The organism is Kineothrix alysoides (genome assembly GCF_000732725.1).
Classification (GTDB): domain Bacteria; phylum Bacillota; class Clostridia; order Lachnospirales; family Lachnospiraceae; genus Kineothrix; species Kineothrix alysoides.
This window is the reverse complement of record NZ_JPNB01000002.1, coordinates 1,458,249-1,474,236: the sequence shown is the minus strand read 5'-3', so window position 1 is coordinate 1,474,236 and position 15,988 is coordinate 1,458,249. Positions and strand designations below refer to the sequence as shown.

The following is a 15,988-nucleotide window of genomic DNA, read 5'->3' as shown; positions in this document are numbered from 1 at the left end:
TACTATTTTTATTTTAATTTTTGTGATGCCTTCCACATAGCCGCATATTTTCCATGCTGTTCGAGCAGCTCCTCATGTGTTCCCTTTTCCACAATTTTTCCATCATTTACTACCAAAATCTGATCTGCATGTCTCACAATCGGTAGTGTATGCGCTACCATAATAACAGTCCGATCTGTTTTCAGCAACTGTGAAATGGCTTGCTTTACCAGTAATTCATTTTCAATGTCCAAAGATGCTGTTGCTTCATCCAGAAGAATGATCGGACTATTCTTAATTAATGCTCTCGCTACGGATAACCGCTGTTTCTCTCCTCCTGACAGCCGATTTCCATTTTCCCCAACCTGCGTGTCATATCCATTTTTCATATCTCGGATAAATCCGTCACAATTTGCGAGCAGACAGGCCTCTTCTACCTCTTCGTCCGTTGCATCTGCTCTTGCATATCGGATATTGTTCCTCACGGTATCATTGAACAAAAATACATTTTGATCGACTGCCGAAATCTTTGACAGTACCTGTTCGGACGATGCTCTTTTTGTATCACATCCGCCTATTCTTATCGTTCCGGAATCCGGAAGATAATATTTTGATATCAGATTAAGAATGGTGGATTTGCCTGATCCGGAATCACCTACAATTGCAGTAAAGCTATTCTGTTTAATTTTGAAGCTGACATCCCTTAATATTTCTTCTCCGCAGTTGTAAGAAAACGCAATATGTTCAAATTCAATACCGGAATCCTCAGGCTCGAATCGTGCCACATCCGCTGTTTCTTCCTCTTCTCCCAGAATTCTTTCAATATTTTCTCTGGACAGCATCAAATTCTTGTAGGATAAAAAAAGAATGAACAGTGAACCATTGGACTTCGCCACATACAAAGGCAGCATAGTCAGTAAAATCAATATCTGTGGTATTATTATCCCTTGCATGTAAGCGTTTGCAGTCAATATAATAATAATCGGAAGAGCCAGCCAGCTGATTCCCATATAAATGGAGCCAATGGGAAGCACTACTTTTTCAAACTGATAGCTGATATCTGAATAATCCTTCATAGCTCTTGTCAGGACTTCATTTTTTCGTCCGCCCATGCCATAGGCCCGGAGCGTCTGCATTCCCGATATATATTCCGTAATGGCACTGACATTTTCCTGCCTTGCCCTGTTTTTTCTTGTCCCATGAAATTTTACCTTCCGAATCGTCAGGTACATGGTCGGAATCAACAGTAAAGATGAAATAATAAGAATGATTCCTACCGGCAGATATATGCAGGCTGCTGCCAGTCCGGATGCAATTACAAGAACGGAGAGTTTCACAATATCCGAAAGCTTATGTGTAAGAATCTGTTCATAATCAGCCACTTCACTGGATGCTCCATTTATGTAAAATCCAGTTTTGTTCTTTATAAAACGGTTCAGCGGTATTCTTTTCATCTTATCGCCAAGAGCAATCCTGATATTCCTGCTTACATCGGAACCGCCAATTTGACTGCCTACATAAGAGACCGAATACAGAATAAGCCTTGCAATAAAAATACCTGTAACAACAACGGTCAGAATGAGCAATTCGCGGATATCCATGCCCGAGCCAAAAATCAGTTCCAGTATCTGATACAATACCAAAAATCCGCTGATACTAAGCAATCCTTCCACGACAATTCCACCTATGGACAGCTTCAGCATTCTTCCCATCCGGAATACTTCCTGTTTTATCATATTATTTTCCCTCCATTTTCACTTTACTCTGCGAAGGAGAAATATACTGTATCTCTCTTGCCGTATTGTAATTTTTCCATGCCTTTGCAAAATATATGCTATTCTGCAGTATTTCATCCCAAGTCCCTACCCGCTCTATCGTTCCATGCTCTATCACCGCTATCCGGTCACAGCTTTGTACAATTCCAAGCCTATGCGCCACAATAATCACAGTCTTTCCCCTGCAAAGGTTCGAAATTGCCCGATCGATTTCTATCTGATTTTCCGGATCTGCCGAGCTGGTCGCTTCATCGAGAATCAATATCGGTGCATTTTTAAGAATTGCTCTCGCGATACAGATTCGTTGTTTCTCACCGCCGGAAAAGCGGCCGAAGTAGCTTCCGACTAAGGTGTTATAGCCTTCCGGCAGCTCCATGATAAAGTCATCGATCTGGGCTGACTTTGCCGCTTCCCTCACTTCATCTAATGATGCCGTCTCTTTTCCCATTGCAATATTTTCGAATACGCTGCCGCTCGTCAAAAAGCTTTGCTGAAAAACAATGGAAATATTTTTTAACAGTTCTTCATAATCGATATCTTTTACATTGATACCGCCAATCTTAATTTCTCCCTCGGTGACATCATAAAATCTGGATATCAACTGCACTGCTGTCGTCTTTCCGGCACCGGATTCTCCTACAAATGCAATCTGCTCTCCATGTCCGATATGCAGATTACAGTTACTTAATACCGCTTTCCCTTTTTCATAGAAAAACCCTACGTGGGACAACTTAATATCATGCTTCTTCGGAAATTTTTCTGTTCCCTGAAATACCGTCGTGTCCAGAATGTTTTTTACCTGCGCAACCCCATTCATAACATAAGAAAGACTGGATGCCATTTCCTGTAAAGGCCTGATATCCGTCAGATATTGTGTTCCCACAAATGCGAACAGAAGCAATACGCTTGCTTTTATAGAACCATTCATAAACCAATATCCGCCAAGTGGTACAATAAACAAAATACTGCACTCCAGAAGCACGACATAAATAGCATACAGCGGTCCGGTAGCTCTTGAAATATCTCCCCATAATATGTGAGTTTCTTCAATAGCACCCGCATACTTTTTGAAGGATTTCGTCCCCATATTGTACGCTTTGATCAGCCGCATACCATTTATATATTCAATAATCGCTTCAGAAAGAGAACCGCCGGTCCGATTGACTCTTTCCATATATTTGCTCATTCTCCCAAACATCACGGCCATAACTCCCCCAATAAAAAGCAAAGGAAGCAAACTGATCAATGCCAAGGGCACATTGACCGTACACAGATATGTAAAGATTACAATCGGTCCGGAGAGGTAAAGCACCAATTCCGTTAAATGGTGTGCCAGGAACAGTTCCAGTTTTTCTATACTCTCATTCATTACCGTCTTGATTTCTCCGCTGCTTCTTTCATTCAGACTCCCCAGCGGCATCTTAGACATATGTTCCGTAACCATGCAGCGCACTTTATACAGTGTCCGGTATGCTCCCTTATGAGAGAGAATCCCGCCAAACGGTATCATCACGTGACGAATGAGAATACTGATCACTGCCACCGCGCCATACTGAACTGCCAGCCGGACGCTGCATTCTCCTTTTACCGTCGCATCTATCATCTTATAAAAAACATAGTATGGAATTGTGGACATTACACTTGCTATCAGAGACGCAATAATTGCAAAATAAATATAATATTTATCCTTTCCTGCCCATTCCATCAGCAAGGATAATCCTCCTTTTTCTTTTGTTTTCTTATTTCTATACATATCAGTCACTCTCCTAATATTTAAATCTTTTTTAAAGTCTACTAGTATAGTAAATCATTCATATTTGTGATACAATGCTTTCTATCCACTTGAGTCTTATTTGAATGCGCCAGCGTCTTATATGTACATTTTAAAAAAAGGAATACATAATGAAAAATATCGTCAATGATTACTATAGAAAAGTCTTTAAAAACGGACTGTTCGAACCCTGTACTGCACCGGCGCAGTTTCCATTTGCCGGGGAATGCTGGAAAGCAAATGAGTCGATCGGTCATGGTTATTACTGGATTTATTCAGGAAAGCATTATAATATTAAAATTCATGATTTTTGCTTTCATGAAGATTCTGTTGTAGATATGGCAGTTCCTGAATGTCTAAGCGTCACTTACTATAAGTCCATTTCCGGTGAAGAACTGACTCCTTATAAACGGTTGAACAACTATGTGGTCAAAAGCTTCTTGGGCGGTTATGAACCATTTAAAGCGCTTATTCATAAAAATATTCCTATTCAGTCCATCGGCATCGAATATGAACCGGCTTATTATGAATCTTATCTTAAGGAGCAATATAAAGAATTGTATCAAAGTCCTCAGGATGCCTTTAAAAGTATCGATGAATCGGTAGATTTTCCTGAAATGACTATGCTTTTAAACCAGCTTGCAACCTATCGCGGGGAGGGTATTTCTGCCGAGTTGTTTTATGATGCCAAAGCTGCTGAAGCCTTGTCACTCGTCTTTGAACATCATCGAAAAATAAACCAGCAGAAAATCATAACCATTTCCAAAGCAGACAAGCACCTTTTAGATATTGTAACTGCCTATATCGGTGACCATTATGCAGACGATTTGTCTATTGAGCAGCTTTGTAAAATTGCATGCATGGGGTCCACCAAGCTTAAAAAAAGTTTCAAAGCCTATTTGGGCAGTACTATTTCAGAATATATTCAAAGCACACGGATCGGACAGGCCGAACAGCTGCTCGCTTACACCGATTTATCCATTGGTCAGGTAGCGCAAGCCGTAGGCTATTCCAACGCCGGACGTTTTGCCGATCTGTTCCGGAAATCCAACGGTGTTCTTCCTATGGAATACCGTAAAATCAGCCGCGGATAATTTCCACGGCTGATTCTTTCCTTTTAACTCCTATCTGTGTGCTTTAACACACGTATAAATCAGGATGTCGAAAAAATCTTTTATTTTTCAACCTGGCTACAGCAATAATTCTGTCATTTTCTTTCTGGTTTTTACCGTTATCTCATAATCTTCCTTAAGCTGTCCTTGATCCATAACTAAAATTCTATTACATACATTACACGCAAATTCATAGTCATGGGTTACAATAAATATTATGTTACCCTCCTCTGCCAGCATCCTTATCAGATCGCAAACACGCATCATACTGTCATAATCCAAACCACTGGTTGGTTCGTCAAATATTAGAATTTTCTTATTGCATAACATACCAACAGCAACAGCAAGCCTTTGCTTCTGCCCCCCCGAGAGCAAAGCAGGATGACATTCTTCATAATCATCCAGATTCAATTTTTCCAATATCCGGGATATTTTTCCGGCATCTATTCCGCTCATTCCGTAGGCACATTCATTTCTGACACTATCTGCAAACAATTCATAGTCAACATCCTGAAATACCATATATCCTAAAGCACAGCGCTGCTTTTCCTTAAGTTCATTACCCTTATAAAATATATGTCCTTCCAGAATACGGTTCAATCCGCATAAGGTTTCTGCCAGCGTTGATTTTCCGGCACCGTTATGACCGGCTATTCCTATAATTTCTCCTTCCGATGCCTCAAAGCTGATATTTCGGATTACAGGATTCTTCTTATATCCGGCACTCACATTCACTACATCCAATGTACACTTCTTATGGCCGGATTTCTTTTGACTCGAACTCTTTTGAAATGGTAATTCAGCATTTCTATCCAATAATCTAAGTCCTTTTTGTACCCTCGTTTCATCAGGCAGTACAAAAAAGTCGGACGCCGGATAGTCTCCACAAACTCTGCCCTCCTCCAAACGGATTACTCTATCCACTATTTCTTTCAGATAATATAAACGGTGCTCCGTTATAATGATAGTCTTGCCAAGCCGCTTCAAAGCACATATCTGTTTTTGCAGTCTCTTCACCGCATGTGCATCCAGATTTGCCGATGGTTCATCCAGAAGATATATATCGGGCTGCATGGCATATACGGAGGCAAACGCTATCTTCTGTTTTTCCCCGCCGGAAAGATGAAATAGATTTTTTCCAAGCAGATTTTTCACGCCTGTCTCTTTTACAGTTCCGGTAAATCTTACTTTTAATTCTTCCCTTGGATATGCCATATTCTCTATTCCGAATAATATTTCACTATCCGTATCGATATTAAAAAACTGGGAACGGGGATTCTGGTAGACTGTTCCAATTTGTTCCGCAATCTCATACATCTTCATTTTTTCCACATCATTCCCATTTACGAAGACCTGTCCTTCGATTTCTCCTTCATAGTAATGCGGAATCAGTCCATTTATCATGCGCAAAAGAGTGGTCTTACCACATCCGCTTCTGCCGGAAAGCAGTATGCATTCCCCATCCTGCACTTCTAAATTTACGTTTTGAAGGTTCAGCCCGGAAGAACCTTTATACCGGAAAGATATATTTTTAATTATTACCATATACTTCCTCCCCGGATACATAAAACTGTTACTGCGGCAGCACACAGCATGCAGGTATAATCTGCCGTCCGGAATCTCACCTCAGTAAGCGTCGTTCTCTTTTTGGGATTTTCAATTCCTCTCGTAATCGCTGCACAGGACAATTCATCAGCCCTTCTGGATGCCGACATCATCATCGGCACATAGAAGCACTCTATTGTTCTGACAGGATGCATGAAAAAACCTCCCCGCAGTCCTCTCATAGCCATTGCTTTCTTAATTGCGCGTCTATCTTCGCCAATAGATGGAAAATATCTTAATAGCACCGTAAGCGGTATCGTAATTGTTCTGGGTACTAAAAGCTTGGAAAAACTCACCATAATCTCGCTTACCCTGACCGTCTGGATCAACGCGGCACCTAATGTTCCTGCAGGAATCACTTTTCTTATAAACCGGATACCTACCGCAACGTAGATCATCCATGAGTCGCCGAAATATCTGCTGATCAATATATCTAACAGCACAAAGATAAAATATGTAGCTCCCATCTTTAAAGAGAATCCTAAAATGCCGCAACATGCGCACAGAAGAAGAATGGATGCCATGAGAATGAATTCACTATATATGGATGAACTGATAAAAATCGCAATATTTGAAAATAATATCAACAAAAACAAGGTTCTCGGATCCAGCTTTATAAACCCCTGACGCTTTTTATCAACCTTAACTTTCAAAAAATTCATGCTGTCATTCCTGCTTTTTCAAACTGTTTTTTTAATAGAATTTTTCCTGCAATGGCGCTGATCAAACCCGTTACAATAATCGATGCGATCATTGCTGGCAGCATCCAGTTCTGTGCGGTTGCTCCCATTGTATCCACATAAGATTGCTCCGTTCCCTTTCCGACCATATAAGAAAAATAACTGTCCCTGTTGATCCAAAGCATCAGATATGACCCCATCGGATTCAAGGAAAATATAACGGAGCTGACAATATTTAATGTTATATTACGAAAGCGGCCTGCACCTGCGATCAAATCTGCCGCAATTCCAAGCAGTACCAAAGCGATTGACCACATCCAGTACATTCCTGTAACAAACATCAATAACCCGATCACCACTCCAAGAATGATAACCGGTCCATGCTTCGGCACCTTCGCAATCAATAGCATATATGCAGGTCCTGTCAGCAGCGCAACTGCACAGGGCATTAGAAAGGTAAGCACCGGATTAGGTGCGAGCAAGCCAGCACCCAACATCATAAGAACAAGAAATACCGCACAAAATATACCTGTTGTCACCAGATCCCTTACTGTAAGATTTTTGTTTTGATGTGTAATTGTTTTCATCACATACCTCCGTTTCTAGTTAGTTATAGCTAACCAGATTGTATTTTACATATTGAGTAGTAAAATGCAATAAGAAAACGATGCGTACGTCTGATTCGAATATTTTTGAGTCTGAAATGTATATCCACATTAGTAACTCATACTTAATCCGTCCCAAGGTATAACTACGTTATTTACTTGTCCTTACATTTGAAATGAATCATCTAAAGCAAACATAGTTTTACAAAGTTTTATACCCGTTTCTGTGCGAAAGATTTTATGAAGTACAGAATGGATAGCATCTGCTTCCATTTCATCTTCATACATATTTACAAGAAAATCTGCTTCCACAAGTATTTGATAATCTAATCCGTCTATTTTGTTATATGTGTGATGATGCCCTACCAGATAGCATACTCTTTCTATAACGTCTGAGGGATAGCAAAACTCTGTCAGCATTTTTTCGGCTATCGGCGGACCTTCCGATTCCTGATTTTTTCCATTTGCACTTTGATATTTCATTTCTGCCGCTTTAATTCCGATGTCATGAACAATGGCTGCAGTCTCTAAAATAAATTGCATATTCCCGTCAAGCTTTTCCGACTTTCCAATAAGGCTTGCAAAACTGTGCACTTTAATAAAATGCTGAATTCGCTTGGGATCGCCCGAATAATAAACCACCATCTTTTGAATTAATCTATCCGTATCCATTACATTGCCTCCTTATCCTCTTTCAGTTAAAGGGCAGTACCCTTAGCAGGTTTAAATAGTTTTAATACATCAGCACCTTCGTGTTCCAACAGCTTCATTTTTTTATCCACACCTCCGGCATAACCGGTCAGGCTTCCATTAGAACCCACAACTCTATGACAAGGGATAATAATGGATATTGGGTTATGTCCTACGGCTCCTCCGACTGCCTGGCCGGACATATGCTCTTTATTAGTGCGAGCCGCCACGATTTTTGCGATTTCTCCGTAAGTAGTGACTTCACCATAAGGAATTTCACACAAGATGCTCCATACGGCTTGCCGGAATTCTCCTCCGATTGGCGCCAAAGAAAGCCGAGAGATGGCCGGCTTTTCTCCTGCAAAATATCTATCGAGCCAATCTTTCGTATCAGAAAACACCGGCAGATCATTCTTTTCCGTCATTTTTTCCTTTACCGTGCCTCCATAATATTTCTGGCCTTCCAGCCACAAGCCAATCAGGCTGTCTCCATTGCTCGCCAGCATTATTATGCCCAAAGGCGAGGAATAATTGGTTGAATAAAACATATCCATTCCTCCTTCATTTATATTTAACAAGATTCCATATTATAATGAATTCCATAAGTTAACTGTTGCATAGCTGCGCCATGGATGCCATGTCTGTGCTAAAGTCAGTATTTCTTTCGGTGCAAATGGCGCAAGGGCCTTCTTTACCCCGTAATCGGTATCCAGGAAAACATCAGGCCATCCCATAGCCCGCATGGCAATATATTGTGCCGTCCATGTTCCAATTCCCGGAATATCCATTAATATCTTCATTTCCCGCTCCGGTCGGGAACACAGATTAACAGCTATCTTTTTCTGTACAAATACGCGGGACAGTTCCAATATTGTTCTGGCACGAGCCGACGTAATCCCCAGTGGGCCCAAGTGATTCTCAATGGCGCCTTCCAGCGTGATCATACGCTCAGGCGTGGGAAAAACATGAGTCAGCCCTTCTATACCTGTTTGAAGAGGCTCGCCGTACGCCTCTGCCAGTCTGGCCGCCAATGTCCCTGCCGCCTTAACGGTAATCTGCTGTCCCAACACCGCACGCACAGCCATTTCATAAGGCTCAAAGCATCCCGGAACTCTTGTCCCGGGGACAAAAAGACCGGGCCGAATGTCATTCATGGAGGAAAGAACTTCACTTACCGCTTCCGGATCACAATATAAATCGAACAGACACCGGATTCTGGCCAGTATCTGAGGCAATACGGAACGCAAAGCAGAGGATAACGTAACATTCAATACGTTTTGGGCGGGCTTATTCGTTACCCGTATCCAGCCGCATACCTCCTTTGACTCTCCCGATACCAAACGTACCGTACGCATATATGATTCCTCATCTACCACTTCTACGCCAGAAATCGCACGCTGGGCCAGAAATTTCAAAATAAGGCTCCACTGATAAGGGGGACGGTAGCCCAGCGCTAATGTCACATCAGTCTGTTGCCTCTCTTCCCCGGGAGTCAGCTTTCGTAATGCTGTAGGGGACATTCTGTACTGCTTTTTAAATAAATCATTGAAACGCCTTAAGCTTCCAAACCCGGATGCCATTGCAATATCCAATATTGAAAGGTTTGTATCGGTTAGCAGACTTTTTGCAAGAAGCAGCCTGCACGTTTGCAAATATTGCACCGGGGATACATGATATTCCTCCGTAAAGGCACGCCGTAAATGACGGCTTGTACATCCAAGCCTTTCCGCGAACTCTTCAAGGCTCTGCCCTGTTCCGCAATTTTCTTCCAATAATCTTACCGCTCTGTTTACAAGAGATGCTGTAGCATCCATAGGCGATGTGCCGGGGGCAAGCTCCGGTCTGCATAAAAGACAAGGGCGATAGCCCGCCTGCTCTGCTTCTGCCGCCGTAGAATAAAAGGTACAGTTTTCTTCTTTTGGCAGTTTCGCACGGCACACCGGCCTGCAGTAAATTCCGGTCGAAGACACTCCTACAAAAAAGCGCCCGTCAAAGCGGCTGTCCTTAGACTTAAAGGCAGCATACCATGCTTTATCCTTACCTTCCAACATAATGGCATCCTCCTTTTTTCTTATTGTAACACAGATTCAGAATTAATCTCGCCATTTTCGGACATATATTTCAATTTAAGTTATATTATATTAATTTTTCTCTTGACTAATAGTCAGCACTGAGTATAATTATATTCAGTACTGACTATTTAGAAAGGAAGTGATTGTATGATTCCATTATATATTCTCGGCTTACTCCTGCGATTCGGGCCTCAGCACGGATACCAGATTAAAAAGCTGATGGAAGAACAGCTCGAAGACTTTACTCAGATCAAACTGCCCACTGTATATTACCATCTTGAAAAAATGGAGGCCGCAAAGCTGCTTACTGCCACTCGCGATAAGCAGGGGGCACGTCCGGAAAAAACCGTATATCAGGTAAGCGATACCGGAGTTGATAAATTCAGGGAATTACTCGTACAAACTTTACAGATCGAATACCGCCCTACCTTTGATATCGACGGCACTTTTTATTTTTCGGATTCTCTGGGCAGCGATGCTTTGCTGAACAGTCTCAGCAAGCATATTACAAGCCTTAAAAAGACGCTTGACGGACTGGAAGCTCACCGCAAAGCAACAGTAGAACATATTCCAAAGGACTATCAAATCTCTGCTGACATTATTTTTGAACATCATATTCTGCACTATCGGGCAGAACTCACTTGGGCCGAACAATCGTGGAACACCTTAAAGGAGGTAGAAGAACATGGTAAAAAACAGAGTTATTGAAACAAACGAGGGGATTCAGAATGAAATCACCGTGGAAACTTTTGATGTATTTGCCCGTAATATGCGAGACAAGGGTTGGAACGGCGTAGACGGTATGATTGCTTCCGGCATTAAGGGCGGAGATGTATTGGAGGTCGGCCCCGGCCCCGGTTACGTGGGACTGGAACTGGCTGCGAAGCTTCATCCTGCTTCTCTTACCGGCTGCGAAATCAGTCCTGCCATGCTCCGCTTCGCCGAGAAAAATGCCGCCGAATACGGAATACCGGCCCGGTATGTTCTGGGAAACTGTATGAATATGCCATTTGAGGATGAAAGCTTTGACACGGTTATCTCCAACGGCTCCCTGCATGAATGGGAGAATCCCATCCGTGCCTTTGACGAAATTTTTCGTGTCCTCCGTGCGGGAGGCCGGTATTGCATCACCGATCTGCGCCGTGATGTACATCCCCTAAAAAAGGCAATGGTGTATTTTTCCACCCAGCCCAAGGAAATGCGCCCCGGCTTTATCACCTCACTAAATGCGGCTTATACTACTTTTGAAATTACTGAACTTCTGCGCCATTCCAACTTGCACAGTGCAACAGTGACCAGCGATTTCTTCGGGCTTTGTATCGCCGGTCAAAAGTAAGATTAATTTTTGACTCACAAACTCAAGGTTGAAAGTGCTTTTCTTTCAACCTTATGCTCCTGTTTATCGGTAACGTGATATTCGTGCCCTTGCTGCCAATCAGGAACATTCCTATAATAATGAGAAAGCCGCCGACCCACTGCCTCCAATCGGCATTTTCGCCCAACAATGCTGCTGACAGCAGCATGGAGGTAAACGGCATCATGCCGGAAAAGGCTGCTGCCGTAAACGCTCCGCAGCGCTTTATTCCTGCATACCAGCAGATAAACGCCAGAGCCGTCACAAATATGCCATACCATAAAAGAGCCGTCCATTCCAGAAGGTCAATTGCCGCAAGTCTCTTTATCGGGTGTTCAAACGCCGCAGGAATCAGGCATAGTACCATTGCAATTGCCGTCACGATCGTCGTTTGTGAAACAGGATTCGATGGCATTGCTGATTCCTCTGAATTCCTTAATGCAGAAATACGTGACAGTGTGTTAAAGACAGATTCACATGCCGCTGCGCAAAGCACAAGCATATTCCCTCCCATATGTTTCAAATCTAACCCACTCCCCGGTGTCAGCACGCCTTGAATGACCAAAATACCTATCACCGTACAAAGAATTCCGAAAACCTTTCTGCTGCCGGCAGGTTCTCTTAATACGGCAATTGCGAGTATCGCTGTTATGGCAGGTGTCGCACCTGTAAGTATACCCGCTTCTCCTGCACTGGTATTGCGGAGTCCGTTCAGCAAAAACATACGGAACAGAAATATACCGCATAAAGCCTGTAGTATTAAGAAACCAAAATCGCGAAATGACATTTGCGAAAGACACCGGATAAGCTGTCTGCCGCATAACAGAACCAAAAATACCAGTGCAAAAAACAAACTAACTGCCGTAATCGTGAAGTTTCCAAGCTTTCCGGTAACAAATCTGGCTGAAACAACACTGGTTCCGGCCAGTGAAAAAGCGCATAGCAAGTATAATTTCCCTTTTAATTGATTCATTCTGCTCTCCAAATCCATTGCATTATTATTACACAATGGTATAATTTTACTTGAACCACTGGCTCTTTCAAAGTGCCAGTGCGACGCAATATTTATAGAGCCAGTTGGAGGCATTATGTTAGGAATCGAATTAAATCGGGAAAATGAATTACAATTATGGCGCCAAATCTATCAGGCTATGAAAGAATTGATGGTATCAGGGCAGCTAGAGGCAGGAGAAGTGGTTCCGTCCACACGGGAATTGGCAAAGGAACTGAATGTTTCCCGCAATACGGTTTGCGGGGCCTATGACTTGCTCCTTTCGGAAGGATACCTGATCAGCAGTCAAGGTGCTTTTACGAGAGTTGCTGACGGCCTGTGCATGCAATCGGCCGAGCCGGTAATATCTCCAAAAATAAAAAGACAGCCGGCCCGGCCGATTGCAATAAGCTTTCGGACGGGCAGACCGGATTTAAGCCAGTTTCCCAGGTTCCTTTGGCAGCAGCTCCTTCATAAGGCTTCCGGGGAGCTTTCTCTTGAGACCTTCGGTTATACCGGCCCCCATGGATTACCTGAACTCCGGGAAGAAATTGCTGCATGGCTGTTTCGAAGCCGCGGGCTCAAGGTTTCGCCGGATAATATCTTTATTACCGCGGGCGCAACGCAAGGTCTGCATATTATCGCTGATATTCTGTGCGGAGACAGCAAAAATATTTTGATGGAAGATCCTTGTCATCTTGGAATGCTGGGCACCTTCATAAACAAAGGCTGTAATATTATTCCCATACCGGTTGATGCAAAGGGAATGCAGACAGATTATTTATCAAAATGCAAAAGTACAGGCCCTATCTATGTTACACCATCTCACCAGTTCCCGTTGGGCGGAATTCTTCCTGCCTCACGCCGTACCGAACTGATTCACTTTGCCAGGGAAAACAATCTTTATATTATCGAGGATGATTATGACAGTGAATTCCGGTATGGCGGAGAAACTGTTGCTCCAATGTATACCATGGACCCGCAGCGTGTCATTTATGTCGGTACCTTCAGCAAAACGGTTTTTCCGGCCTTGCGAATCGGTTATGTTATTTTACCCTATCAGCTCCAAGCACGCTGGCATGACCTGCGCACTCATACCGATGTACAGAACCCGCCTTTCGAACAAGCCGCTCTGGCTGAATTTCTAAGGTCGAGAAAGCTTGACAGGCATATCCAGAGGATGCGCAAAATTTACGGTTATCGCCGGAAGCTGCTGCTGGAATCGCTGACGGAAGCCTTTGGAAACAAATGCACTGCCTATGGCGATTGTGCCGGGCTGCATGTTGCAATTGATTTTCCGGGGATGAAGTTTGATGAAGCCTTTCAAAGCAACTGCCTGCAAAAGGGACTATACGTTACTCCGGTAGAAAATCATTGTATAGAAAAAGGGCGGCATCAAAACATGCTGCTGATTGGATATGGGCATCTGGAACCCGATCAAATCAAAAGGGGCGTTGAACTGTTGTCCGGTATTATGAAGGATATTTCTTTCTGCGATTGCAATATTACCAAACACTTTTGATATTAGCAAACTAATAATTCGGCTCCCTGTCCATATCTCTGAGCAGATGATGAAAGATGACGATGATGACAGCGGCAATCAATGAATTAAGAAAGCCACCCATGCTGATATCTGCCACAAAATGATCTGCAATCATAATCGTCCAGGCATTCACAATAAAACTGAATAACCCTAAGGTCAGCAGGTTGACCGGCAAAGTAATCAATAGCAGAATCGGCTTTAATATAAGGTTTATTACCAGCAGTACCAATCCCATAATAAGAAGTGCCGGGGTACTGCTGATATGAATCGTGTGTATTACAAATGACAACAGATATATCGTTAAAATGATAGATATATATTTTATGAGCAGTTTCGTCATTTTTATATCCATGCTCCTTTCAAAGTCTGGAACCTTTGTGCAGGTGTCCTTGCACACCTTACCTCCGCCAAACATGTTTTACCTGATTTTTATTAATACCTTTACTTTGTCAGTTGATACATCGACAACATTATAAGGCTCATCCTCGTTTAAAGAATCCAGCACTTTCATGACTACGACAGTGAGTGCTTTCATTGAATAGATGTTGATTCGACAGGATGAATCCGAATTACGCACTTTCGATACAAAAAAACATGCGACGGTCAGTAAGTCCAGAAAACTGTCAAATAATTCTTGAAAGATATACAAGGGCATTGGAAAAGAAATATTTATGAACCTTCTGCCCTCAATCTGAAGCTTAATCCATAATAAGCGAAAACACCTAATCGACATATACTCTTACCTTTACCATCGCATTATGGCTTTCATCCCATACCTCAACGTCAACGATATCCGGATCATCCAAGGTACCGTTTATGACCTCATCGATTATTTTCGCAAAATCAATGCTGGAAATATCGATACCTTTCGCTTCCATCTCTCTTCTGGCATCCGCAGGAACCACATTAGTCATCTTGTCAGCGATCTCACTGATCGTGGTAAGCAGACGTATAGGAACATTGACATTCACATTGACCGAATTGTTATCCGACGTGACCTTAACCTTAAGGAACTTATATTTGCGTCTCGTTGTTACGGTTTCAATCTGATGAACTATTTCTGCTTCCTTAGTCTCATTCAGAGCCTCCAAAAGTTCCATTCCTTCGGCAGCGGTAATCTGCCCTTTTTCTATCATTTCTAATATTTTTTGCTGTTCGCTCATAGACGAAACCTCCTATTAATTATAGATTTTTAATTCGTTCTGCTGCATCTTTCGGTGAAATCTCACCATTCGATAATTGGTCAAGAATCTCATTCCTGGCGGTTGTTTTATCTTCATTTTCCTTAATCAGCTCTTTTGATGATACTTCATATCCAAGGCCTCTTATGACCGTATCCAGTTTACCGCGAACCGTGGGGTAGGATATCCCCAGTTCTTTCTCAACATCCTTGATGTTACCGCGACATTTTATGAATATCTTGACAAAATCCAGATCTTCTTCCGGGAGACGACAGAATTCACAAGGCTGAAAATCGCCTTCAATGGCGGTGGAACACTTGGGACAGCCAAGCTTGGTTATGGAAAGTTTTTCACCGCATACGGGGCATTTACCCGGAGCTTTGTATTTCATTGTTTTCACCATCCTTTCGCACTATTTAAGTTATTATTCAGCCTTCCATACCGAGAAGTCAAAATTGCGTCTTTATGCAATTTTGCGAAGGCTGCCAGCGCCAAAATGCAGTTGTATCGCATTTTGTGTACACACATGTTGCAGTTTAGTCAAAGGCTAACTGTGCCCTATTTGATTATAATATACAACCGAACATTGAATATGTCAATGTAAAAATTAATATTATTAATAAATATATA

The 15,988-nt window shown here is 42.4% G+C and carries 16 protein-coding genes; 4 read left to right on the top strand and 12 right to left on the bottom strand.

The window, feature by feature from the left end:
* Positions 1–8: 8 nt before the first annotated feature.
* Both CC90_RS0117840 and CC90_RS0117835 read right to left on the bottom strand, forming a co-directional pair.
* Positions 9–1,715 carry an ABC transporter ATP-binding protein gene (locus CC90_RS0117840; protein ID WP_031392075.1) on the bottom strand — a complete coding sequence of 569 codons (1,707 nt, stop codon included), beginning with the start codon at positions 1,713–1,715 and terminating at the stop codon, positions 9–11.
* A 1-nt stretch (position 1,716) separates the two neighbouring features.
* On the bottom strand, positions 1,717–3,507 hold the full coding sequence (locus CC90_RS0117835) for an ABC transporter ATP-binding protein (RefSeq protein ID WP_051869759.1): 1,791 nt from the start codon (positions 3,505–3,507) through the stop codon (positions 1,717–1,719).
* 149 nt (positions 3,508–3,656) lie between these two features.
* Between CC90_RS0117835 and CC90_RS0117830 the strand changes: the two genes are divergently transcribed.
* Positions 3,657–4,619 carry a helix-turn-helix domain-containing protein gene (locus tag CC90_RS0117830; protein ID WP_031392073.1) on the top strand — a complete coding sequence of 321 codons (963 nt, stop codon included), beginning with the start codon at positions 3,657–3,659 and terminating at the stop codon, positions 4,617–4,619.
* Positions 4,620–4,715: 96 nt separating this feature from the next.
* Here CC90_RS0117830 and CC90_RS0117825 read toward each other — a convergent pair whose 3' ends face one another.
* The 6 genes from CC90_RS0117825 to CC90_RS0117800 form a co-directional block, all read right to left on the bottom strand.
* Positions 4,716–6,182: an ABC transporter ATP-binding protein gene (locus tag CC90_RS0117825; RefSeq protein ID WP_031392072.1), complete on the bottom strand. Its 1,467-nt coding sequence runs from the start codon at positions 6,180–6,182 to the stop codon at positions 4,716–4,718.
* Complete coding sequence (locus CC90_RS0117820; RefSeq protein ID WP_051869757.1) at positions 6,176–6,904, bottom strand: energy-coupling factor transporter transmembrane component T family protein; 729 nt, start codon at positions 6,902–6,904, stop codon at positions 6,176–6,178. Before CC90_RS0117820 ends, CC90_RS0117825 begins: the two co-directional genes overlap by 7 nt.
* Positions 6,901–7,509 (bottom strand): MptD family putative ECF transporter S component, encoded by a 609-nt coding sequence (locus tag CC90_RS0117815; protein WP_031392070.1) that lies wholly within the window; start codon positions 7,507–7,509, stop codon positions 6,901–6,903. Before CC90_RS0117815 ends, CC90_RS0117820 begins: the two co-directional genes overlap by 4 nt.
* 183 nt (positions 7,510–7,692) lie before the next feature.
* On the bottom strand, positions 7,693–8,199 hold the full coding sequence (locus CC90_RS0117810; RefSeq protein ID WP_031392069.1) for an HD domain-containing protein: 507 nt from the start codon (positions 8,197–8,199) through the stop codon (positions 7,693–7,695).
* 26 nt (positions 8,200–8,225) lie between these two features.
* Positions 8,226–8,765 carry a methylated-DNA--[protein]-cysteine S-methyltransferase gene (locus CC90_RS0117805; RefSeq protein WP_031392068.1) on the bottom strand — a complete coding sequence of 180 codons (540 nt, stop codon included), beginning with the start codon at positions 8,763–8,765 and terminating at the stop codon, positions 8,226–8,228.
* 39 nt (positions 8,766–8,804) lie between these two features.
* Positions 8,805–10,268: an AlkA N-terminal domain-containing protein gene (locus CC90_RS0117800; protein ID WP_031392067.1), complete on the bottom strand. Its 1,464-nt coding sequence runs from the start codon at positions 10,266–10,268 to the stop codon at positions 8,805–8,807.
* A 168-nt stretch (positions 10,269–10,436) separates the two neighbouring features.
* On the opposite strand from CC90_RS0117800, the gene CC90_RS0117795 reads away from it, so the two are divergent.
* Positions 10,437–10,997, top strand: a complete 561-nt coding sequence (locus CC90_RS0117795; RefSeq protein WP_031392066.1) for a PadR family transcriptional regulator — start codon at positions 10,437–10,439, stop codon at positions 10,995–10,997.
* The gene (locus tag CC90_RS0117790; protein ID WP_031392065.1) at positions 10,975–11,625 is read left to right on the top strand and encodes a class I SAM-dependent methyltransferase; all 651 of its coding nucleotides are present in this window, start codon (positions 10,975–10,977) and stop codon (positions 11,623–11,625) included. Before CC90_RS0117795 ends, CC90_RS0117790 begins: the two co-directional genes overlap by 23 nt.
* Before the next feature lie 22 nt (positions 11,626–11,647).
* On the opposite strand, the gene CC90_RS0117785 is transcribed toward CC90_RS0117790, so the two are convergent.
* Positions 11,648–12,616 carry a DMT family transporter gene (locus CC90_RS0117785; RefSeq protein WP_035315823.1) on the bottom strand — a complete coding sequence of 323 codons (969 nt, stop codon included), beginning with the start codon at positions 12,614–12,616 and terminating at the stop codon, positions 11,648–11,650.
* Between the two features lie 115 nt (positions 12,617–12,731).
* Between CC90_RS0117785 and pdxR the strand changes: the two genes are divergently transcribed.
* Positions 12,732–14,156 (top strand): MocR-like pyridoxine biosynthesis transcription factor PdxR, encoded by a 1,425-nt coding sequence (gene pdxR, locus CC90_RS0117780; protein WP_031392063.1) that lies wholly within the window; start codon positions 12,732–12,734, stop codon positions 14,154–14,156.
* Between the two features lie 10 nt (positions 14,157–14,166).
* On the opposite strand, the gene CC90_RS0117775 is transcribed toward pdxR, so the two are convergent.
* From CC90_RS0117775 to CC90_RS0117760, 3 genes are all read right to left on the bottom strand, one after another.
* Positions 14,167–14,517 (bottom strand): phage holin family protein, encoded by a 351-nt coding sequence (locus CC90_RS0117775; protein ID WP_031392062.1) that lies wholly within the window; start codon positions 14,515–14,517, stop codon positions 14,167–14,169.
* Between the two features lie 382 nt (positions 14,518–14,899).
* Positions 14,900–15,340 carry an SHOCT-like domain-containing protein gene (locus CC90_RS0117765; RefSeq protein ID WP_031392060.1) on the bottom strand — a complete coding sequence of 147 codons (441 nt, stop codon included), beginning with the start codon at positions 15,338–15,340 and terminating at the stop codon, positions 14,900–14,902.
* Positions 15,341–15,359: 19 nt separating this feature from the next.
* On the bottom strand, positions 15,360–15,749 hold the full coding sequence (locus CC90_RS0117760) for a DUF2089 domain-containing protein (RefSeq protein WP_031392059.1): 390 nt from the start codon (positions 15,747–15,749) through the stop codon (positions 15,360–15,362).
* Positions 15,750–15,988: the final 239 nt, after the last annotated feature.